Source organism: Pantoea folii, from assembly GCF_056678875.1.
Window position 1 is genome coordinate 63,172 of record NZ_JBWXON010000017.1, and the last position, 19,033, is coordinate 82,204.

Genomic DNA, 19,033 nt, shown 5'->3' on the forward strand with positions numbered 1-19,033 from the left:
ATGAGATCGATCTCATTGCTCAATCACGAGGCGAACATGTCCGATTTAATCAGTGTTGCAAAGCTGGCTGGCGTATCTCGCGCTACCGCCGCACGCGCATTTTCTGATCCCCATCTGTTGCGGCCTGACACGCTGGAAAAGGTGTTGGCGGCATCAGAGCAACTCGGATTTCGCCCCAATCACATTGCACGTCAGCTGCGTACGCAAAGTTCCACCACGCTGGGTGTGCTGTTGCCTTCGCTGCTTAACCCGATCTTCTCACGCCAGTTACAGGCGATGGAACGTCAGGCGCGTGCGGCTGGATACGGTTTGCTGGTGGCAACCAGTGATTATCAGCCAGAGCGTGAAGCGGCGATCGTCGAACACATGCTGCGCCAGCGCGTGGCGGGCCTGGTGCTGACCGTGGCCGATGCGGATAACAGCGCGGTTCTGACCACGCTGCATGAAGCCAGCATGCCGTTTGTTCTGGCGCACAACGTGCCTCAGCAGAGTCACTGGCCAGCGATTTGCGTGGATAACCAGCAGGCGATACGGGAAGCCACCGAACATTTGCTAAGTCTGGGCCATCGTCATATCGGCATGGTCGCCGGACCGATGCTGCAATCGGATCGCGCTCGCCTGCGTTATCAGGGCTACTGCGATGCGATGCAGGCCGCAGGGCTGAATGCGCTGCCGGTGATTGAAATGACCAGCCATACCCATTCTGATTTCGCGCTGCTGCAACCGCAGTTGCAGGGCGCAGCACCGCTGACAGCGGTGATTTGTACTAATGATTTGCTCGCCATCAGCCTGATTGGTGCCGCGGCGCGTGCCGGTGTACGAATCCCGCAGCAACTTTCGGTGATGGGTTTTGACGGCATCGATATTGGCGAGCAGATTGCGCCGTCACTGGCGAGCGTCTCTCAGCCAGCCGACATGCTCGGTGCCTGTGCCGTCGATATGTTGTTACAACAAGCCAGCCGCGGCACCCGTGTACTGGCCCACCGGTTGCGGAGTGGTGAGAGTATCGCCGCGCCAGCCACCGCTTTTTGATACCAACACCAGGGAACCACCATGAAATTCCAACGAAAAATGAAAATTCTTGCAGGAGCGATCGCGCTGACCGCCGGTTCGCTGTTCAGTATGATGACGCAGGCCGCAGAAACCGCGATCTGCTACAACTGTCCGCCCGAATGGGCTGACTGGGGTACACAGCTTAAAGCCATTGCCAAAGACACCGGCATCACCGTGCCACAAGACAACAAAAACTCCGGCCAGGCGCTGGCGCAAATGGTGGCGGAGAAGGGCAATCCGGTGGCAGATGTGGTGTATTACGGCGTCAGTTTCGGCATCCAGGCCGACAGCGCGGGCGTCATCACCGATTATAAACCGCAGCACTGGGACGACATCCCAGCCGGAATGAAAGATCCGAATGGTAAATGGGTTGCGCTTCACTCGGGCACCATGGGCTTTATGGTCAACGTGGATGCGCTCGGCGGCGCGCCAGTGCCACAATCCTGGGACGATCTGCTGAAGTCGGAATACAAAGGGATGGTGGGCTATCTTGACCCGGCCAGCGCCTTTGTCGGCTATGTGGCGGCGGTGGCCGTTAACCAGGCGAAAGGCGGCAACATGCAGGACTTCACGCCAGCACTGAACTGGTTCAGGAAACTGCAGGCCAACCAGCCAATCGTACCGAAGCAGACGGCCTATGCGCGTCTGATTTCCGGCGAAATCCCGATTCTGCTCGACTACGACTTCAACGCCTATCGCGCCAAATATAAAGATCACGCCAACGTTGCGTTTGTGATCCCGAAAGAGGGCACGGTGACGGTTCCTTACGTCATCAGTCTGGTGAAGAACGCGCCACACGAAGCTAATGGCAAGAAAGTGATCGACTATGTGCTGTCGGACAAAGGTCAGGCGATCTGGGCCAATGCCTTCCTGCGCCCGGTGCGTACTTCTGCAATGTCACCCGAAGCGAAGAAATTCTTCCTGCCGGATAGCGATTATGCACGCGCCCAAACGGTCGACTATCAGCAGATGGCCGATGCGCAGAAAGCGTTCTCTGCTAAGTACCTGAGCGAGATTCACTAATCATGTCGATCTCCGACACCCTGGCGGCTTCACGCCGCCAGGCTCGCAGTTTGCCGGGCAGCAAATGGTTATGGCTGACGCTGCCAGCGCTGCTGTTCTTCAGTGCATTTTGGTTGCTGCCGTTTGCGCGCCTGCTGCAAATCGGGATGCAAAACGATCGCACCACCCAGCACAGCGGCTACTGGACGGTAATCACTCAGCCGAATTACCTGCTGAGTTTGCTGAATACCGTATTGCTGTCGCTGGCGGTGACATTGGTCACGCTGGTGATTGCTGCCATCGTCGGCTGTTTTCTGGCGCGTCAGCGTTTTGCTGGGCGCGGCACGTTATTAGCCTTATTGACCTTCCCGCTGGCTTTTCCCGGCGTGGTAGTGGGTTTTCTGGTGGTGATGCTCGCTGGCCGTCAGGGCTTGCTGGCGCAAATCAGCATGAGCCTGGTGCACGAGCGCTGGACGCTGGCCTATTCACTCACCGGATTGTTTATCGGCTATCTCTATTTCTCGCTGCCGCGCGCCATCGTCACGTTGGTGGCGGCCAGTGAAAAGCTTGACCGCTCGCTGGAAGAGGCAGCGCGATCACTTGGCGCCAGTCAGTGGCGTATTACCTGGGACGTGATCGTGCCCGGCCTGCAGCCGGCATTGCTCTCTACCGGCGCACTCTGTTTCGCCACCAGCATGGGCGCGTTTGGCACCGCTTTTACGCTCGGCACCGATTTGGCGGTGTTACCGCTGACCATTTATGGCGAATTCACTAACTACGCTAACTTTGCTACGGCGGCGGCGCTGTCGGTGGTGATGGGCGCGGTCGCCTGGCTGGCGCTGATGTTAGCGCGCCGTCTGGCACACAAGGGGGCCGCATGAATCGTCGCGGATTGTTTAGCCTGCAGCTGCTTGTCACCACGCTCACCGCGCTGTTTATGATTGTGCCGGTGGTGCTGTCAATGCTGGCGGGTGTCACCAATAACTACTTTATCGGCCTGCGCAGCGGGTTGACCCTGAAATGGGTGGCGCAAGTGTGGGAGATGTACGCTGATACCTTCTGGCTGTCGTTGCTGATAGCGCTGTTCTGCCTGCTGGTCACTCTGGTGATTGGCGTACCCGCCGCGTGGGGCTTGTTGAAAGCGCCCGGCCGCTGGGCAGCACGTATTGAAGAGTGCCTGATGTTGCCCGTGGCGCTGCCCGGCTTAGCCACTGCGCTCGGCATCATTCTGCTTTACGGCCAGTTTTCCGGCCTGCGTGACAGCTGGGTGTTTATTCTGATTGGTCACGTGCTGTTCACGCTGCCGTTTATGATGCGACCGGTGCTGGCGGTGATGCAGGCTGTCGATATGCCGCGTCTGGAAGAAGCTTCCGCCAGCCTCGGTGCCAGCCTGTGGCAGCGCTTCTTTACCGTGGTGGTACCCAACTGCCGCAACGGCATTCTGGCGGGCGCCTTTATGGTGATCACCCTGTCGGTGGGGGAGTTCAACATCACCTGGATGCTGCATACGCCGCTGACCAAAACCCTGCCGGTCGGCCTCGCGGACAGTTACGCCTCGATGCGACTGGAAGTGGGTTCCGCTTATACGCTGATTTTCATTCTGATGATTTTGCCGCTACTGCTGATGCTGAATGCGGTGAATCACTGGCTTAACCGCGCGGTATCGCGCCAAAACAAGGAGGCGGCATGAATCCTGCGGCCGTTACCGTGACGCTGCGCGGTTGTTCACGTCACTTCAATCACCAACTGGCATTGCATCCGCTCGATCTGACCGTGAATCCCGGGGAAACCCTGGTGTTGCTCGGGCCTTCTGGCTGCGGAAAAACCACCACCTTGCGCATCATCAGCGGGCTTGAGCGCTGTGATGCGGGCGGCGAGTTGTGGTTCGACGATCGTAACGTTACCGCGTTGCCGATTGAGAAACGCAACGTTGGCATGGTGTTCCAGAACTATGCGCTGTTTCCCAATCTTAACGTCGCCGAGAACGTGGCTTACGGCTTGAAAGTGCAGGGCGTGGCGCGTGCCGAGCGTGAAGCGCGCGTGCAGGAGATGCTGGAACTGGTGGATCTCAGCGCGCTGTCACAGCGCAGCATTGATAAGTTATCCGGTGGACAGAAGCAGCGTGTTGCACTGGCGCGTGCGCTGGCAGCCAGACCCAAAGTGCTGCTGTTTGATGAGCCGCTGGCGGCGCTGGATGCACGTCTGCGCGATCGCCTGCGCCTGGAAATCGGCACCTTATTGAAGAAGCTGGCGATCACCGCCGTGTACGTCACGCACGATCAGCAAGAAGCCATGGCGCTCGGCGATCGCATCGCGGTGATGGAGCAGGGGCGTCTGGTGCAGATCGATACGCCACAAAATATCTATCAGCATCCCGCTTCGAAGTTTGTCGCCGATTTTGTCGGGGCGATTAACTGCGTCGATGTGGATAAGCGCGGCAATCCTCAGTGCTTCTGTCGTCCGGAAGATGTGCTACTCGCCGATGATAATCGCTACGCACGCCAGGGCTTTATCCTTGCCAGCACCTTTTTAGGCGCGTCGCAGCGGCTGATGATCGATATCGGCCTTGCCATGCCGATTCAGGTCGATCGCCATGCGCGTGAAGCCTGGCATGCCGGACAACCGGTGAGCTGGACGCTGGCGCAAGACGCCGCCCTGCAATTTTCTGCATCCTGAGGAAGAAAATCGTGTCTGAAGCATTGACGCTGATTGCGCAAATAAGTGATTTACATATCAAGGCGAACGGTCGCCTGTCGTATAAAAAAGTGGATACCCAGGCGGCGCTGCTGCGTGTTATCGACACCCTGAATCGTTTGACGCCGCGCCCGGACATGGTGGTGATCACCGGCGATCTGGTGGATTTCGGCAACGCAGAAGAGTATCAAACGCTGCGAACGGCGCTGCGACGTTTGCAACTGCCTTACATGCTGATGGCGGGCAATCACGACGATCGCCAGCAGCTACGCGCGGCATTCCCGGATCACCACTATCTGCAAGGTGGCGAAACCCTCAACTGGCAGGCGCGGGTGAAAGGGGTGCAGCTGCTGGCGCTGGACTCCAGCGTGCCGCAGCAGCCGTGGGGCTATGTGGATCAAGCGCAGTTGGAATGGCTGGAAGAACAGCTGGCACGTGAGCCACAATTGCCTACGCTGGTGATGTTGCACCATCCACCGTTGGTTTCCGGTATCGGCCATATGGATAAGCAACCCCTGCGTAATCCCGATGCGCTGGCGGCGATTATCCGCCAGCATCCGCAGGTGGAACGCGTGTTGAGCGGTCATTTGCATCGTTCGGTACAGGCGCGCTTCGCCGGTACGTTAGCCTGCGTGGCGCCAGGCGTGTCGCATCAGGTGGCCTTTGATTTGTCTGAAAATGGTCCGGCGAATTTCGTGCTGGAGCCGCCGGGTTTCCTGCTACATCGCTGGCACCCACAGCAAGGTATGACGACACACCAGTGCGCTATCGGCGATTATCCGGGCCCGTGGCCGTTCTATGATGCGAATGGTCTCATCGATTAGCGCCAACGTTTGCTGAATAATTGCGCGTGTCTGACAGGATGGTTCGTGCTCAATCTGGTTTGCAGGTGTACAATTGGCGGTTCCCTCACCAGGGGTAGCTAGTCCAACTATAACTATATTGTCAGGCACGCGAATGATGAATTTTCACACCAGGACGGTTGCGTCATGCTGATGCGCATCCGGCCAAAAACTGACCTGCGTACGCTGATCGCGTTGCTGGCGATCACCAGTATCGTCATTACGCTCGCCAATACCTTGTACGCCACCTGGCGTGTGCAGCGTATGGTGCTGATCGAGAGCACGCTCGAAGCCAATCGCGCTTATGCCACCAAACTGGCTGCCACCACGGAAGTCTTTTTCCAGCTGGCACAGTCGCAGCTGCACTACAGCGCGACGCAGTTGGGCAAGGATTTTGATAATCCAGAACTGGCGCAGCAGGAAGTGAATCGTCTGCGTGAGCAAACCAATAGCTTCAACTCCGTTGCGGTGGTCGACACCAATGGGATAGTGAAAGCGATTTCGCCTGAGTCACTGATGCTTAAAGGCATGCAGCTCACCAGCCAGGCTTCGCGGGAAGCGCTGGCACAGCGCCAACCGATGGTGAGCAAACCCACCATCTCTGCTGCCAACAATCTGATTGTGTTTGTCTCCTGGCCAATCTGGAGCAACGAAGGGCGCTATCTTGGCTATGTCGGCGGCACTATCTATCTGAAGAAGAAAAGTATCCTCAATGCCTTACTCGGTGAGCAGTTCTACCGGGATGGCACGCGCGTGTATGTATTGGATCGCAACAATCAGGTGCTTTATCACCAGAATAGCCAGCTGATTGGTAAAACCGCGCCAGAGATCGTCAGCGAGCGTCAACGCAATGAGAGCACCAATGGCGAGGTGCAGGTCAAAGAAGAAGACACGCCGAAACTGGCGGGTTACGCCATTGTGCCGACCACCGGCTGGATGGTGGTGGCGCTCAAACCAACCGACGTCACCCTGCAACCGCTCTCGGGTTTGCTGCTGAAAGTGCTGAAAAACTCGGTGCCGTTTGCGTTGCTGACCTTACTGATGGCGGTGATCTTCGCCCGTCTGATTGCCTTGCCGCTGTGGCAACTGGCGCGTAAAGCCAGTCAGATGGACACCCAGGGCGTCTCGGGTGAAATTGGCGGTATTCGTGCCTGGTACTTCGAAGCCGCACAGGTGAAGCGCGCCTTGCTCACCGGGATCGGACTGGTACAGGACAAAATCGGTCGGCTGAAATCGGAAGTACAAACCGATCCGATGACCAGTTTGCTTAACCGCCGTGGCCTGAGTGCGGTGCTGGATTACTTCGAAACCATGCGTCAGCCTTTTGCGGTGCTGGCGCTGGATATCGACCATTTCAAGCGGGTGAATGACAACTTCGGCCATGATGTGGGTGACGAAGTGATCAAACAGGTGGCGCGTACCCTGCGTAACAGTGCGCGCCAGACCGACGTGGTGTGCCGTAATGGCGGCGAGGAATTTCTGATGCTGTTGCCAGCCACCTCGACGGAAGAAGCGCGGGTGATTGCCGAGCGCGTGCGTACCAGCATCGCCGAGAGCTGGATTGACCATGTTGGGCATATCACGCTTTCAGTGGGCATCGCACATTGGGAGGCCGATAACCAGCCGCAAGATGTGAGCTTGAAACAGGCGGATGCCGCACTCTATCAGGCGAAAAATGCCGGACGTAACTGCGTAATGATTGCCGGTCAGGACGCGCTGGTGAGCAGCATTACCCGCTAATCTTCACATAGCCGCTGCTAACGGCGGCTCTCTCATTCCGCACCAAACATGTGCCCGGCACAGGTTCATCTGAACCGGGCATCGACTGCAAATTTCTGTACAATCGTCATCCCGTTTTTGGCGTCAAGGAAGTGAAATGCTGGCTCTGCTTTTCCAATGGTACAAACGTCGGTTTAGCGATCCGCAGGCAATTGGCCTGCTGGTAATCCTGTTGATGGCGTTCTGTATCCTGTTTTTCTTCAGTGGATTATTAGCACCGTTGCTGGTCGCGCTGGTGCTGGCTTATCTGCTGGAGTGGCCAACCGTTCGATTACAGCGCCTGGGATGCAGCCGCACCTGCGCCACCAGCATGGTGCTGATTGTTTTTGCCGGTATTTTGCTGGTGATGGTGCTGATTGTTGCGCCAGTGGCCTGGCAGCAGGGCATCAATTTGCTGCGTGACCTGCCGAATATGCTCAACAAACTCTATGTCTATGCCGCCGGGTTGCCGAAGCGTTTTCCGGCGCTGGTGGATGCGGGCATCATCGATATCATCGTGGAGAATCTGCGTAGCCGCCTGACCGGGTTGGGGGAGTCATTGGTGAAGTACTCACTGGCCTCGCTAGTCGGGTTGATGACGCTGATGATCTATCTGGTGCTGGTGCCGCTGATGGTGTTCTTCCTGCTGAAAGATAAAGAGCAGATGCTCAATGCTGTGCGTCGCGTTCTGCCGCGCAATCGCGGGTTGGCGGGCGTAGTGTGGCAGGAGATGAATCAGCAAATCACCAACTACATTCGTGGCAAAGTGCTGGAGATGGTCGCGGTAGGGTTTGTCACCTGGATTGCCTTCCTGGTCTTAGGGCTCAACTATGCGTTGCTGCTGGCGGTGCTGGTCGGGATTTCCGTGCTAATTCCCTACATCGGCGCGATGGTGGTCACCATTCCGGTGATTGGCGTCGGTCTGTTCCAGTGGGGCTTAGGCACCGATTTCTGGACGATGTTTATCGTTTATCTGGTGGTGCAGGCGCTGGATGGCAATGTGCTGGTGCCGATTCTGTTTTCAGAGGCGGTCAACCTGCATCTGCTGGTGATCATTCTTTCGGTGGTGATTTTTGGTGGTATGTGGGGCTTTTGGGGCGTGTTCTTTGCCATTCCGCTGGCCACGTTAATCAAGGCCGTGGTGCGCGCCTGGCCGGAAACCACGCTGGAGCATCAGCAGGGGTAAATAAAACGGGTGCACATTGTGCACCCGTTTTATTTTATGCCGACTTCAGATAATCCAGCACGATGTCGTGGTGGTTCGACGTTTTGAAGTCATCGAAGACTTTCTCAACTTTGCCGTTGCCGTCGATCAGGAAACTGATGCGGTGGATACCGTCATAGGTTTTACCCATAAAGGTTTTCTCACCCCAGACACCGAATTCCTGGCAGACCTGGTGGTCTTCATCAGATAAAAGGGTGAAGTTCAGCACCTCTTTTTCGGCGAAACGTGACAGTTTTTCAGGCTTATCGGTGCTGATGCCCAGCACTTCCACGCCCACGGTTTTCAACGCATCCATGTTGTCGCGCAGACCACAGGCCTGAACGGTGCAACCCGGCGTCATGGCCTTCGGGTAGAAATAGACCAGAACGCGCTGTCCCTGGAAGTCGGCCAAATTTACTTGTTCGCCGTCCTGATCGGGCAAGCTAAATTTCGGTGCGGTATCACCGGCTTTCAGTGGATTCATCACAACTCTCCATTTTTTTCTTCATGCTGTGGGTAATACACCCTCGCGGCAAAAAGCACCAGCGGGTGCCACCCTCTGGGTTATTTCACTACACGGTATGCCGCAGGGCAGAGTGTGTGGAGAAATAATCCGGCGTTAGCTTACAGGGTGTTGTTGGCATCGTCGGTGACACTATAAAGACGAATTGAGCCTTGTGCATGCAGTTCTTCACACAGATTGTTGAAGGCCTGTTCAAACGGTGCGCTGGCCTGATTATCCGGGCTGTGTGCCGTCATCTGAATATACAGTGTCGGTGGGACACCTTCCTGTGCCGGGGTAATACGCGACACCAATTCGGCAATGTTCATCTGATGTTTATCGAACAGATCGGTGAAGCGCTCAATGAGATGGGGAGAATCCGGCACTTCCACCTGCACCCATACCGTGGCAGGCATCGGTGGGGTGACGCGCGCATTAGTGCGCTTCATCACAATCAACAGTTCCAGCTCAGCCCCTTTCATCGGCAGCGTGGATTCAATCAAGGTTATCGCGTTCCAGCTCCCCGAAAGCAACATGATGAAGGTGAACTCATCGCCCAGCATCGCCAGACGACTGTCTTCAATATTACAGCCGCAGCTACTGACGTGGCGAGTGATGGTATTGACGATACCCGGACGATCAACGCCCAATGCGGTGATCACCAGATGGTGAGGCTGTGACTGCGACAAAATGGCATTTCCTGTACGTTCGCTAATAACCATAAGGTAAACATAAAAAAAACTGCTGACAAGGGTAGGAATGGCTTGGCTCGCTTGCTTTTCTTTCGAGGTAAAACGTAACATGAGGCACTTGTTTGTCGAGGGGATAGCCCATGTTCACCGGAAGTATTGTTGCGCTCATTACGCCAATGAATGAAAAAGGTAATGTCTGCCGCGAGAGTTTGAAAAAACTGATTGATTATCATGTTGCCAGCGGCACCGCGGCGATTGTTTCTGTTGGCACCACCGGCGAATCCGCTACCCTCAGCCATGAAGAACATGGCGATGTGGTGATGCAGACCCTGGAGCTGGCGGATGGCCGTATCCCGGTGATTGCCGGTACCGGCGCCAATGCCACTGCTGAAGGTATCTCTCTCACGAAGCGCTTTACCGGCACCGGTGTGGTGGGTTGTCTGACCGTGACGCCTTACTACAACCGTCCAACTCAGGAAGGTCTGTTCCAGCACTTCAAAGCGATTGCCGAAAGCACCGATCTGCCACAGATGTTGTATAACGTACCATCACGTACGGGCTGCGACATGCTGCCAGAAACCGTGGCTCGCCTGGCCGAAATTAAAAATATTATCGGAATCAAAGAGGCCACCGGGAACTTATCGCGTATTTCTCAGATCCAAGAGCTGGTTAATGATGAGTTCATTATTGTCAGCGGCGATGACGCGACAGCTTTGGACTCCATGCAACTGGGCGGCAAAGGCGTAATCTCGGTTACAGCCAACATTGCAGCGCGTGAAATGGTTGAACTCTGTGCGCTGGCGCAACAGGGTAATTTTGCCGAAGCGCGTCGCCTGAATCAGCGTCTGATGCACCTGCACCAGACGCTTTTCTGTGAACCCAATCCAATCCCGGTTAAATGGGCAGCGAAACAGCTAGGATTAATCGCGGATGACACGCTGCGCTTGCCGATGACGCCACTGACCGAAGCTGGTCAGGCGAAAACGGCTCAGGCGCTGATTAAAGCGGGTCTGCGATAAATTAGGGAGAATCAATGAGTTATTCAGTTAAGCGCTCGACGCTGGCAACCGTGGTGGGCCTGTCCACCCTGATGCTGCTAACAGCTTGTTCCAGCGATCAGCGTTATAAGCGCCAGGTCAGCGGTGATGAATCTTACCTGCAGGCGCCTGAACTGCATGATTTAAAAGCCCCGGCGGGGATGATTCTGCCTCTGCAGAATGGCGATTACGATGTGCCGCACACTGTTGCGAAGGGTGCAGTAGGTAAAGAACTGGATATTCGTCCTCCGGCTCAACCTCTGGCGCTGCTGAACGGCACGCGTGCACAGTTCACTGGTAATACCGGTGTGCTGGCGGTTGAGAGCAGCCGTGGCTCGATCTGGTCACAGGTGGTGAATGTGATCCAGTCCTACAAGTTCCCGATTGCACAGCGTGATGATGCTGGGCAGCAGCTGACCACCGATTGGGTGCAGTGGAACCGTGCGGATGAAGATAACCAGTATCGTGGTCGTTATCAGATCAGCGTACAAAACCAGAGCTATCAGCAGGTGTTGACAGTCCGTCTGCTGGAATTGCAGCAGAAAGGTGAGACGGTGACGGCTCCGGCACAGATCCAACGCTACACCGGCCAGATGTTGAACGACATCAGTACCGGTCTGGATAAGATCGACACCGCCAGTGCTGATGCCGCTGCGGGCCGCGCGACCGGGCAGATTGATGTCCAGAGCGGCGCAGATGATACCGGTCTGCCACTGCTGGTGCTGCGTTCACCGTTTAACGTCACCTGGCAGCGTCTGCCAGCGGCGCTGAAGCGTGTGGGCATGGAAGTGACCGATGACAACCGCGCGCAGGGTAGTCTGAAAGTGACCTACAAACAGCCAGGCAGCAGCGCGTTCGACGCGATTGGTGCGAAAGATCCTGAGCTGCCAAACGGCGATTACAAATTGCAGGTTGGCGATCTGGATAACCGCAGCAGTCTGCAGTTCATTGATCCTAAGGGCCATGTGCTCACTCAGGCGCAGAATGACGCGCTGGTGGCGGTGTTCCAGGGCGCACTGAACAAATAAATTGCCAAAGGGCCGGAGATTCTCCGGCCTTTTTGTTTTGGATTTGGCATAATAGCGCCCGGCGAAGTAAACGATTGCGTCAGGCAGTCATCGCGCGGTGAAACACCGCTGAACACGGGTTCTTTCATGTTTGGAGTTAATGAGATGCAAAAGCGAGCTGAGTTGTATCGCGGTAAAGCGAAAACCGTATACAGCACCGATAATCCGGATCTGCTGGTACTTGAATTCCGCAACGATACGTCAGCAGGAGACGGTGCACGAATCGAGCAATTTGATCGCAAAGGAATGGTGAACAACAAGTTCAACCATTTCATTATGACCAAATTGCAGGAAGCGGGCATTCCGACCCAGATGGAAGCGCTGCTGTCGGATAACGAAGCGCTGGTCAAAAAGCTGGAGATGGTGCCGGTGGAGTGCGTAGTGCGCAACCGTGCGGCAGGATCGCTGGTAAAACGTCTGGGCGTGGAAGAGGGCATGTTGCTCAATCCACCGCTGTTTGATCTCTTCCTGAAAGATGACGCCAAACACGACCCGATGGTCAACGAATCCTACTGCGAGACCTTTGGCTGGGTCAGCAAAGCCAATCTGGCGCGCATGCAGGAACTGACTTTCAAAGCCAACGACGTACTAAGCAAACTGTTTGATGACGCCGGTTTGATCCTGGTCGACTTCAAACTGGAGTTCGGTCTGTTCAATGGTGAAGTGACGTTGGGCGATGAGTTCTCGCCAGACGGCGCGCGTCTGTGGGACAAAGAGACCATGGACAAAATGGACAAAGACCGTTTCCGTCAGAGCCTCGGTGGCCTGATTGAAGCGTATGAAGAAGTGGCGCACCGCCTGGGTGTGAAACTGGATTAAGTCTTCAGCGATGCCTTTTCGGTGCGCATTCCAGCGCACGGTAAACAGGGTGTCGTCATAGTCGTCATAAATGAAAGGTCGTCATCGTTGGCGGCCTTTTCTGTTTCTACCCTGCCTGCACGTTATTTAATACGCCTCCTTTCTCTCAATCTCGCGACGCTAGCGCCGCAACGCTGGTGATTAGTGATGCCGCCAACTAAAATCATGCAAAACCTTTTAACAGGAGCGAGCCATGCGCTGGCAAGGTCGTCGTGAAAGCGACAATGTAGAAGATCGTCGCAATGATTCACCCGGATTGGGCGGCGGCGGTCGGCAAATCCGCATTCCACGCGGCAAGGGCGGCATCATTCTGCTGATTGTGGTGGCCGTGGCGGGTTATTACGGTTACGACCTCACCGCGCTGCTGGAAGGCGGCACGCCGGTGACACAACAGCAACAGCGCCCGGTGAACTCTGCGCAGGATAATGAGGATGCCAAATTCACTAAGGTGATTCTCGCCACTACCGAAGAGACCTGGGGCACGTTGTTCCAGAAAATGGGCAAACAGTATGTGCCACCTAAGCTGGTGATGTACCGCAACTACACCTCAACCAGCTGCGGCACTGGCCAGTCGGCGATGGGGCCGTTTTACTGTCCGGCGGATCAAACCGTCTATATCGATCTGTCGTTTTACGATGATATGAAAACCAAGCTGGGTGCGGGGGGTGACTTTGCGCAGGGCTATGTGATTGCCCATGAAGTCGGCCACCACATCCAGAAGCTGCTGGGCATCGAGCCTAAAGTGCGTCAGATGCAGCAGGGTGCCACTCAGACACAGGCCAATCAGCTGTCGGTGAAAATGGAGTTGCAGGCAGACTGCTTTGCCGGCGTGTGGGGCCATTATGTGCAGCAGCAAAATATGCTGGAAGTGGGCGACCTCAAGAAAGCGCTGGATACCGCAGAAGCGATTGGTGATGACCGATTGCAGCAGAAAAGCCAGGGCCGCGTGGTGCCGGATAGCTTCACACACGGCACTTCACAACAGCGCTATACCTGGTTCAAACGCGGTTTTGACAGCGGCAATCCCGGCGACTGCAACACCTTCGCCGCCAATTGATGTCGTTAGTTGATATCACCGCCGCGATGCAGCGAGCGGGCATTCGCCGCCTGTGTGTTGTCTCCGGTGAAGCCGGTTGGGCGTTGCAGCAGGCAGTTGAGTGGCGTGCAGCGCTGTCCGGCGACTGGCTGACGCTCAGCGACAGCGATGATTTCCCCCAACGCGTCGCACCCGCTGCACTGCGCACGCTATTAGGGCGTGAATTCCAGCATGCGATTTTCGATGCGCGCAGCGGTTTCCATGCAGAGGCCTTTGCGGCGTTGGCTGGCACGTTGCGTGCGGGGAGCTGGTTGTTGCTACTGACGCCGCCGTGGCGAGACTGGGCCACGCAAGCGGATTGCGATAGCCTGCGCTGGGCCGATGTCGGCGAACCGATCGCCACGCCTCATTTCATTCACCATCTGCAGCAGCTGATTGAGCAGGATCCGCAGGTCATATTGCTGCATCAGCATGAGCATGAGCGCGCACCTGAATTGCTGCAGCAACACCAGCCTGCGCGCGCATCCGGATTACTGCATCAGCATCAACCTGAGCGCGCATCTGAATTACTGCATCAGCATCAACCTGAGCGCGCACCCGAATTACAGCACCCACACCAGCCTGCGCGTACTCCTGCCTTACTGGACTTACCCGATTGGCATTGCCAGGCTCCACAGCAGCAGGCGCGGATCCTGCAACAGCTGCTTAAGATGCCCTCCGGCGTGGCGGTGATCACGGCTGCACGTGGACGTGGCAAATCGGCGCTGGCCGGGATGCTGGCGAAGCATAATCAGCACTGCCTGGTGACGGCACCGGCCAAAGTTTCCACTGAGGTGCTGGCAGCGTTTGCCGGTGAACATTTTCATTTTATGGCGCCGGATGCCATTCTCGCGATGGATGCTGAGCCGTCAGTGCAATGGCTGATCGTTGATGAAGCGGCCGCGATTCCAGCACCGTTGTTGCAGCAGCTAGTGCAGCGTTTCCCCCGTGTGCTGATGATCACCACCGTGCAGGGTTACGAAGGCACCGGGCGCGGCTTTATGCTGCGCTTCTGCGCCACCCTGCCACAGGTGCGTTATTTCCAGCTTGATGAACCACTGCGCTGGTCAGCGCACGATCCGCTGGAGCAGTGGCTAAGCCAGGCGCTGTTGTTTGAGGATGCGATAGAAAGCGAACTGGACGGCGAAATAACGATTTTCCCCGCCACGCCAGAGCAAGGAGCACTGGAAGCGGGCTACCGTCTGCTGGCGAGCGCCCATTATCGCACTTCTCCCATTGACCTGCGGCGCATGCTGGATGCGCCCGGCATGCGTTTCTGGCTGGCAGGAACACCAGAAAATATTGTCGGCGCTCTGTGGCTGGTGGAAGAGGGGGGATTAGACAAATCGCTGGCTGATGCCGTCTGGGCGGGGGTGCGCCGTCCTCGCGGCAACCTGGTCGCTCAGTCGCTGGCTGCACATGCGGGATTTGCAGAAGCCGCCACCTTACGCTCGCAGCGCATCAGCCGCATCGCCGTGTTAGCCGCACAACGGCAGCGCGGCATTGGCAGCGCGCTTGTTGCCGCGGCACAACAGCAGGCAGATGGCTGCGATTTCCTTTCCGTGAGTTTTGGCTATACCGAAACGCTGTGGCAGTTCTGGCAGCGCTGTGGCTTTACCCTGGTGCGCATCGGCTCACAGCGTGAAGCCAGCAGCGGTTGCTATGCGGCGATGGCGATACTTGCCTTAACGCCCGCCGGAGAACAACTGCAGCAGCAGGCGGCACAGCGATTTGCGCGTGACGCGGTGTGGTTGCGTGACATTATTGATGTTCCCTTCAAGACGACCGATCACTCTCAGACACTGAGCGAGGATGACTGGCCGCTGCTGGCAGGATTTGCCTGGGCGCAACGGCCGTATGAAGCGAGCTATGCCGCTTTGCAGCGCCTGGTGCGAGCCTCTTCGCAACCTCTGCTTGAAGCCATACTTGTGCAAAAACAAGCGCTGAGTGCTGTAGCGCAGCAAGCGGGGCTCAGTGGTCGTAAAGCTTTGGTGCAACGCTTACGCCAGGAGACGGCTGAGGCGTTAATTCAGTGCAATACCCGCCGGGCGGAACAGTGGCAGCAGCAGTTGGCATCGTTGCAATAAATCCATTATCTCGTTCAAATTTTCCCAATATCACTCCCGCCTCAGCGGCGTATAGTGATTTGAGGAGGATCTTATGGCACTACGATATGTAATTGTTCAGCAACCGACACACGCTGCGCAGCTATTTTTGCTGTATCACGGCGTGAATGACAATCCTGATTCGATGGCGCAAGTCGGCAACTGGTTCGCCAAAGCGTTTCCGGAGGCGTTCGTTGTCTCAGTGGGGGCGCCCTATCCGGCTAGTGAGCCGCAGGGTCGCCAATGGTTTGCGGATATTCCCGCGCATGACCGCTCGGAACAGCAGGGCGTGAATGCCGTGATGCCGATGTTTGTGGAATCGGTGCGTCACTGGCAGCAGGCATCGGGTGTCCGGCCGGAAGCTACCGCGCTGGTTGGCTTTTCGCAGGGCGGCACCATGGTACTGGAAGGCGTCAAAGCCCATGCCGATCTGGCAGGACGCGCGATTGTGTTTAGCGGTCGTTACAGCACGCTGCCGGAGCGCGTCAGCTCTCGTAATACCATTCATCTGATCCACGGTGATTATGATGATCAGATCCCGCTGGAGCATGCCGAAGCCGCAATGCAACGGTTAACCGCACTGGGTGGGGATGTGACGCTGGATGTGGTGGACGATTTGCCGCATGCCATTGATGATCGCAGCATGCAACTGGCGTTGAATCATCTGCGTTATACCATTCCGCGTCGCTACTTCGACGAGGCGCTCAGCGGGGCTAAACCGGGCGATGATGATGTCATCATGATGATGTGATGGTTGAACAGCGAGGGTTGCTCTTAACGTAACGGCGAGATTAATCGCGCAATTCTGTAGCGACTTCGCTATCAGATGCGCGGCGCATCACGCCGCTACGTTTACAGGGAGGAGATTAACCGCAATTATTTTTTCTTCGGCCAGTCGTCGTCATCGTCCCATTTATCGTTAAAGTCGCGATGCGGTGGTAAATCCGGTTTATTATCCATAAACTTTTTGTGATCGATACGTTTTAAGTCTTTATAAACGTTCATTAAAATACCGACCATCAGCAGGATCACTAAGATCCACCAGTACTCTTTAAAGAATTCCATCCCATTGCTCCTTTAGCGTGCTTACTTAGGCGATCAGCTGTTCCATGATGCGCTGGTACATTCGACTCAACATCTGCAGATCTGACGCTTTCACGCACTCATTGATTTTATGAATGGTGGCATTCACCGGGCCCAGCTCCACAACCTGCGCCCCCATCCGCGCGATAAAGCGTCCGTCTGAGGTGCCGCCTGTGGTCAGTAACTGTGGCTTAATTTCATTATAGTGCGCGACAGCATTTACCACGGCATCAACCAGTTTGCCGCGTGAGGTCAGGAACGGCTGGCCGGAAACATTCCACTCCAGCGTGTACCGCAGCTGATGGCGATCCAGCAGGGCGGCCACGCGCTCTTTGATCATCTGATCGGTGAGTTCGGTGCTGAAGCGGAAGTTGAACTGCACGAAGAATTCACCGGGGATCACGTTATTGCTACCGGTGCCGGCCTGCACATTGGCAATCTGCATGCTGGTGGGTGGGAAGAATTCGTTGCCCTGATCCCATTCGGTGGCCACCAGCTCATTCAGGGCTGGCATCGCGCGATGCACCGGGTTATCGGCCAGATGCGGATAGGCGACATGGCCCTGCACACCGTGAATGGTGAGATTGGCGGTCATCGAACCGCGACGACCGTTTTTCACCACATCGCCAACGATTTCGGTACTGGAAGGCTCGCCCACCAGGCAGTAATCCATGCGCTCGTTGCGCGCCATTAAACGCTCAACCACTTTCACCGTGCCGTTAACCGCGCTGGCTTCTTCATCGGAAGTGATCAGAAATGCCAGACGTCCTTTATGTTGCGGATTAGCGGCGACAAAACGTTCTGCGGCCACTACCATCGCCGCCAGCGAACCTTTCATGTCCGCGGCACCACGACCAAACAGCATGCCATCACGAATCGAAGGCTCAAACGGCGGGCTGATCCAGCGATTGGCATCACCCGGCGGCACCACGTCGGTGTGACCGGCAAACGCCAGGGTTTCGCCCTGACCACGTGTGGCCCAGAAGTTCAGCGTATCGCCGATGTGCATCTGTTCGACCGTAAAGCCAATCGCTTCCAGACGCGCCACTAACAGCGCCTGACAACCGGCATCATCCGGACTCAGTGACGGGCGACGAATAAGCTGCTGAGCCAGCTCAATGACCGGACAGAACATGTTATGACTTCTCCTGGATAAACGCGTGATAAAGGGAATCTTTAAAACCGACCAGCAAGTCGCCATTTGGCGCAGACAATACCGGACGTTTGATAATGGCAGGCTGGGCGAGCATCACCGCTTTCGCGCTGGCCGCATCAGTCACCGCTGCACGCTCCGCTTCTGGCAGGTTGCGCCAGGTGGTACCGCGCGTATTCAGCAGCACTTCATAGCCAAGCTGGTCGATAAACGATTGCAGCAGCGCATCATCGATGCCATTCACGCGATAATCGTGAAAACGATAGTCGGTGCCGGATTCTGCTAAATAGTTGCGTGCTTTTTTTATGGTGTCGCAATTTTTAATTCCGTACATCACCCACTGCGCTGTCATCGCCTGTTCCCATCCTGTAAAAAATAAAGCGCGAGTTTATCATAGCGCTCTGCTGGCTGTGACCTCTGAGCCATATGGTGCTGCGTTTTATTTGTTTTTTAATGATAATTTCTGCGTTATCAATTCTATTAATTAGGTCCAGTAAACGTTTTCATTCACGTCTCAAATAGTCGCTCGCGGCATCATCAGGCAACTAAGAATTATCCTAAGTATAAAAATATGCTACCTGATAACGCAGGTGATTTTTTCCTGTGGAGTGAATGGTTTGCTGAAATGTGCGTCAGTACGCAATTTCAGCAAAATGACGCTTTTGTGCGCTTTTACCGATGGTGACAAGTGGTGGAAACGTATTCACCTGTAGAAAAAATCGGCGTAGAATCACCCCTACAATAAGAGAGGGTACGATGGTCGACACCGAAATGGGAAACTGGAAAGAATTCATCGAAGCGATGTTACGTACTAAGTAATTCGCGACGAGAAAAGCAGGGTATTCCCAACTTGCTGTAATTCTAACCACACAAAGCAATAAAGCCGCTATGTCTCCATAGCGGCTTTT

20 protein-coding genes are annotated in these 19,033 nt (G+C 55.8%); 15 read left to right on the top strand and 5 right to left on the bottom strand.

Going from position 1 to position 19,033, the window contains the following annotated elements; all coding sequences use genetic code 11:
* Window positions 1-36 precede the first annotated feature (36 nt).
* The 8 genes from AC1MDE_RS18805 to AC1MDE_RS18840 all read left to right on the top strand — a co-directional run bounded on the left by AC1MDE_RS18805 (window position 37) and on the right by AC1MDE_RS18840 (window position 8,535).
* Complete coding sequence (locus AC1MDE_RS18805) at window positions 37-1,032, top strand: substrate-binding domain-containing protein (RefSeq protein ID WP_058959111.1); 996 nt, start codon at window positions 37-39, stop codon at window positions 1,030-1,032.
* Between the two features lie 39 nt (window positions 1,033-1,071).
* Window positions 1,072-2,076 carry an ABC transporter substrate-binding protein gene (locus AC1MDE_RS18810; protein WP_236699712.1) on the top strand — a complete coding sequence of 335 codons (1,005 nt, stop codon included), beginning with the start codon at window positions 1,072-1,074 and terminating at the stop codon, window positions 2,074-2,076.
* A gap of 2 nt (window positions 2,077-2,078) precedes the next feature.
* Window positions 2,079-2,936 carry an ABC transporter permease gene (locus AC1MDE_RS18815; RefSeq protein WP_058959109.1) on the top strand — a complete coding sequence of 286 codons (858 nt, stop codon included), beginning with the start codon at window positions 2,079-2,081 and terminating at the stop codon, window positions 2,934-2,936.
* Window positions 2,933-3,745: an ABC transporter permease gene (locus AC1MDE_RS18820; RefSeq protein WP_058959108.1), complete on the top strand. Its 813-nt coding sequence runs from the start codon at window positions 2,933-2,935 to the stop codon at window positions 3,743-3,745. Before AC1MDE_RS18815 ends, AC1MDE_RS18820 begins: the two co-directional genes overlap by 4 nt.
* Complete coding sequence (locus AC1MDE_RS18825; RefSeq protein ID WP_479399179.1) at window positions 3,742-4,731, top strand: ABC transporter ATP-binding protein; 990 nt, start codon at window positions 3,742-3,744, stop codon at window positions 4,729-4,731. Before AC1MDE_RS18820 ends, AC1MDE_RS18825 begins: the two co-directional genes overlap by 4 nt.
* An 11-nt stretch (window positions 4,732-4,742) precedes the next feature.
* Window positions 4,743-5,573: a phosphodiesterase gene (locus AC1MDE_RS18830; protein WP_058959106.1), complete on the top strand. Its 831-nt coding sequence runs from the start codon at window positions 4,743-4,745 to the stop codon at window positions 5,571-5,573.
* A 165-nt stretch (window positions 5,574-5,738) separates the two neighbouring features.
* Window positions 5,739-7,331 (top strand): sensor domain-containing diguanylate cyclase, encoded by a 1,593-nt coding sequence (locus AC1MDE_RS18835; protein ID WP_058959105.1) that lies wholly within the window; start codon window positions 5,739-5,741, stop codon window positions 7,329-7,331.
* A 136-nt stretch (window positions 7,332-7,467) separates the two neighbouring features.
* Window positions 7,468-8,535, top strand: coding sequence for an AI-2E family transporter (locus AC1MDE_RS18840; RefSeq protein WP_480344978.1), 1,068 nt, complete (start codon window positions 7,468-7,470; stop codon window positions 8,533-8,535).
* Between the two features lie 34 nt (window positions 8,536-8,569).
* Here the strand turns inward: AC1MDE_RS18840 and bcp are convergent, their stop codons facing one another.
* Both bcp and AC1MDE_RS18850 read right to left on the bottom strand, forming a co-directional pair.
* The gene (gene bcp, locus AC1MDE_RS18845; protein WP_034825761.1) at window positions 8,570-9,037 is read right to left on the bottom strand and encodes a thioredoxin-dependent thiol peroxidase; all 468 of its coding nucleotides are present in this window, start codon (window positions 9,035-9,037) and stop codon (window positions 8,570-8,572) included.
* A 140-nt stretch (window positions 9,038-9,177) separates the two neighbouring features.
* Entirely contained in the window at window positions 9,178-9,777 is a 600-nt protein-coding gene (locus AC1MDE_RS18850; RefSeq protein ID WP_370523124.1) for a glycine cleavage system transcriptional repressor, read from the bottom strand.
* A 110-nt stretch (window positions 9,778-9,887) separates the two neighbouring features.
* Here AC1MDE_RS18850 and dapA point away from each other — a divergent pair, with 110 nt between their 5' ends.
* The 6 genes from dapA (at window position 9,888) to ypfH (ending at window position 16,640) form a co-directional block, all read left to right on the top strand.
* Window positions 9,888-10,766 carry a 4-hydroxy-tetrahydrodipicolinate synthase gene (gene dapA / locus AC1MDE_RS18855; RefSeq protein WP_034825765.1) on the top strand — a complete coding sequence of 293 codons (879 nt, stop codon included), beginning with the start codon at window positions 9,888-9,890 and terminating at the stop codon, window positions 10,764-10,766.
* Window positions 10,767-10,780: 14 nt separating this feature from the next.
* Window positions 10,781-11,812 (top strand): outer membrane protein assembly factor BamC, encoded by a 1,032-nt coding sequence (bamC, locus tag AC1MDE_RS18860; RefSeq protein ID WP_479399175.1) that lies wholly within the window; start codon window positions 10,781-10,783, stop codon window positions 11,810-11,812.
* Between the two features lie 144 nt (window positions 11,813-11,956).
* Window positions 11,957-12,670 (top strand): phosphoribosylaminoimidazolesuccinocarboxamide synthase, encoded by a 714-nt coding sequence (gene purC / locus AC1MDE_RS18865; RefSeq protein ID WP_034825771.1) that lies wholly within the window; start codon window positions 11,957-11,959, stop codon window positions 12,668-12,670.
* 232 nt (window positions 12,671-12,902) lie between these two features.
* Window positions 12,903-13,766, top strand: coding sequence for a KPN_02809 family neutral zinc metallopeptidase (ypfJ, locus tag AC1MDE_RS18870; RefSeq protein WP_058959102.1), 864 nt, complete (start codon window positions 12,903-12,905; stop codon window positions 13,764-13,766).
* The gene (locus AC1MDE_RS18875; RefSeq protein ID WP_479399173.1) at window positions 13,766-15,871 is read left to right on the top strand and encodes a tRNA(Met) cytidine acetyltransferase TmcA; all 2,106 of its coding nucleotides are present in this window, start codon (window positions 13,766-13,768) and stop codon (window positions 15,869-15,871) included. Before ypfJ ends, AC1MDE_RS18875 begins: the two co-directional genes overlap by 1 nt.
* 73 nt (window positions 15,872-15,944) lie before the next feature.
* Window positions 15,945-16,640, top strand: coding sequence for an esterase (ypfH, locus tag AC1MDE_RS18880; protein ID WP_166936363.1), 696 nt, complete (start codon window positions 15,945-15,947; stop codon window positions 16,638-16,640).
* 125 nt (window positions 16,641-16,765) lie between these two features.
* Here ypfH and AC1MDE_RS18885 read toward each other — a convergent pair whose 3' ends face one another.
* Genes AC1MDE_RS18885 through AC1MDE_RS18895 form a run of 3 tightly spaced genes read right to left on the bottom strand, consistent with a single transcriptional unit; the run spans window position 16,766 to window position 18,477 of the window.
* Window positions 16,766-16,954 carry a YpfN family protein gene (locus AC1MDE_RS18885; RefSeq protein ID WP_034825779.1) on the bottom strand — a complete coding sequence of 63 codons (189 nt, stop codon included), beginning with the start codon at window positions 16,952-16,954 and terminating at the stop codon, window positions 16,766-16,768.
* A gap of 25 nt (window positions 16,955-16,979) precedes the next feature.
* The gene (gene dapE / locus AC1MDE_RS18890) at window positions 16,980-18,107 is read right to left on the bottom strand and encodes a succinyl-diaminopimelate desuccinylase (RefSeq protein WP_034825781.1); all 1,128 of its coding nucleotides are present in this window, start codon (window positions 18,105-18,107) and stop codon (window positions 16,980-16,982) included.
* Between the two features lies 1 nt (window position 18,108).
* Window positions 18,109-18,477 carry an ArsC family reductase gene (locus AC1MDE_RS18895; RefSeq protein ID WP_479399170.1) on the bottom strand — a complete coding sequence of 123 codons (369 nt, stop codon included), beginning with the start codon at window positions 18,475-18,477 and terminating at the stop codon, window positions 18,109-18,111.
* 404 nt (window positions 18,478-18,881) lie between these two features.
* Between AC1MDE_RS18895 and ypfM the strand changes: the two genes are divergently transcribed.
* Window positions 18,882-18,944, top strand: a complete 63-nt coding sequence (gene ypfM, locus AC1MDE_RS18900; protein ID WP_153012248.1) for a protein YpfM — start codon at window positions 18,882-18,884, stop codon at window positions 18,942-18,944.
* Window positions 18,945-19,033: the final 89 nt, after the last annotated feature.

Coding starts and splice junctions, on each gene's coding strand:
- AC1MDE_RS18850 (WP_370523124.1), bottom strand. CDS start 9,777: ATGGTTATTAGCGAACGTACAGGAAATGCCATTTTGTCGCAGTCACAG.
- AC1MDE_RS18820 (WP_058959108.1), top strand. CDS start 2,933: ATGAATCGTCGCGGATTGTTTAGCCTGCAGCTGCTTGTCACCACGCTC.
- bcp (WP_034825761.1), bottom strand. CDS start 9,037: ATGAATCCACTGAAAGCCGGTGATACCGCACCGAAATTTAGCTTGCCC.
- dapA (WP_034825765.1), top strand. CDS start 9,888: ATGTTCACCGGAAGTATTGTTGCGCTCATTACGCCAATGAATGAAAAA.
- AC1MDE_RS18825 (WP_479399179.1), top strand. CDS start 3,742: ATGAATCCTGCGGCCGTTACCGTGACGCTGCGCGGTTGTTCACGTCAC.
- AC1MDE_RS18805 (WP_058959111.1), top strand. CDS start 37: ATGTCCGATTTAATCAGTGTTGCAAAGCTGGCTGGCGTATCTCGCGCT.
- AC1MDE_RS18875 (WP_479399173.1), top strand. CDS start 13,766: ATGTCGTTAGTTGATATCACCGCCGCGATGCAGCGAGCGGGCATTCGC.
- AC1MDE_RS18810 (WP_236699712.1), top strand. CDS start 1,072: ATGAAAATTCTTGCAGGAGCGATCGCGCTGACCGCCGGTTCGCTGTTC.
- dapE (WP_034825781.1), bottom strand. CDS start 18,107: ATGTTCTGTCCGGTCATTGAGCTGGCTCAGCAGCTTATTCGTCGCCCG.
- AC1MDE_RS18885 (WP_034825779.1), bottom strand. CDS start 16,954: ATGGAATTCTTTAAAGAGTACTGGTGGATCTTAGTGATCCTGCTGATG.
- ypfH (WP_166936363.1), top strand. CDS start 15,945: ATGGCACTACGATATGTAATTGTTCAGCAACCGACACACGCTGCGCAG.
- AC1MDE_RS18815 (WP_058959109.1), top strand. CDS start 2,079: ATGTCGATCTCCGACACCCTGGCGGCTTCACGCCGCCAGGCTCGCAGT.
- AC1MDE_RS18895 (WP_479399170.1), bottom strand. CDS start 18,477: ATGACAGCGCAGTGGGTGATGTACGGAATTAAAAATTGCGACACCATA.
- ypfJ (WP_058959102.1), top strand. CDS start 12,903: ATGCGCTGGCAAGGTCGTCGTGAAAGCGACAATGTAGAAGATCGTCGC.
- purC (WP_034825771.1), top strand. CDS start 11,957: ATGCAAAAGCGAGCTGAGTTGTATCGCGGTAAAGCGAAAACCGTATAC.
- AC1MDE_RS18835 (WP_058959105.1), top strand. CDS start 5,739: ATGCTGATGCGCATCCGGCCAAAAACTGACCTGCGTACGCTGATCGCG.
- bamC (WP_479399175.1), top strand. CDS start 10,781: ATGAGTTATTCAGTTAAGCGCTCGACGCTGGCAACCGTGGTGGGCCTG.
- AC1MDE_RS18840 (WP_480344978.1), top strand. CDS start 7,468: ATGCTGGCTCTGCTTTTCCAATGGTACAAACGTCGGTTTAGCGATCCG.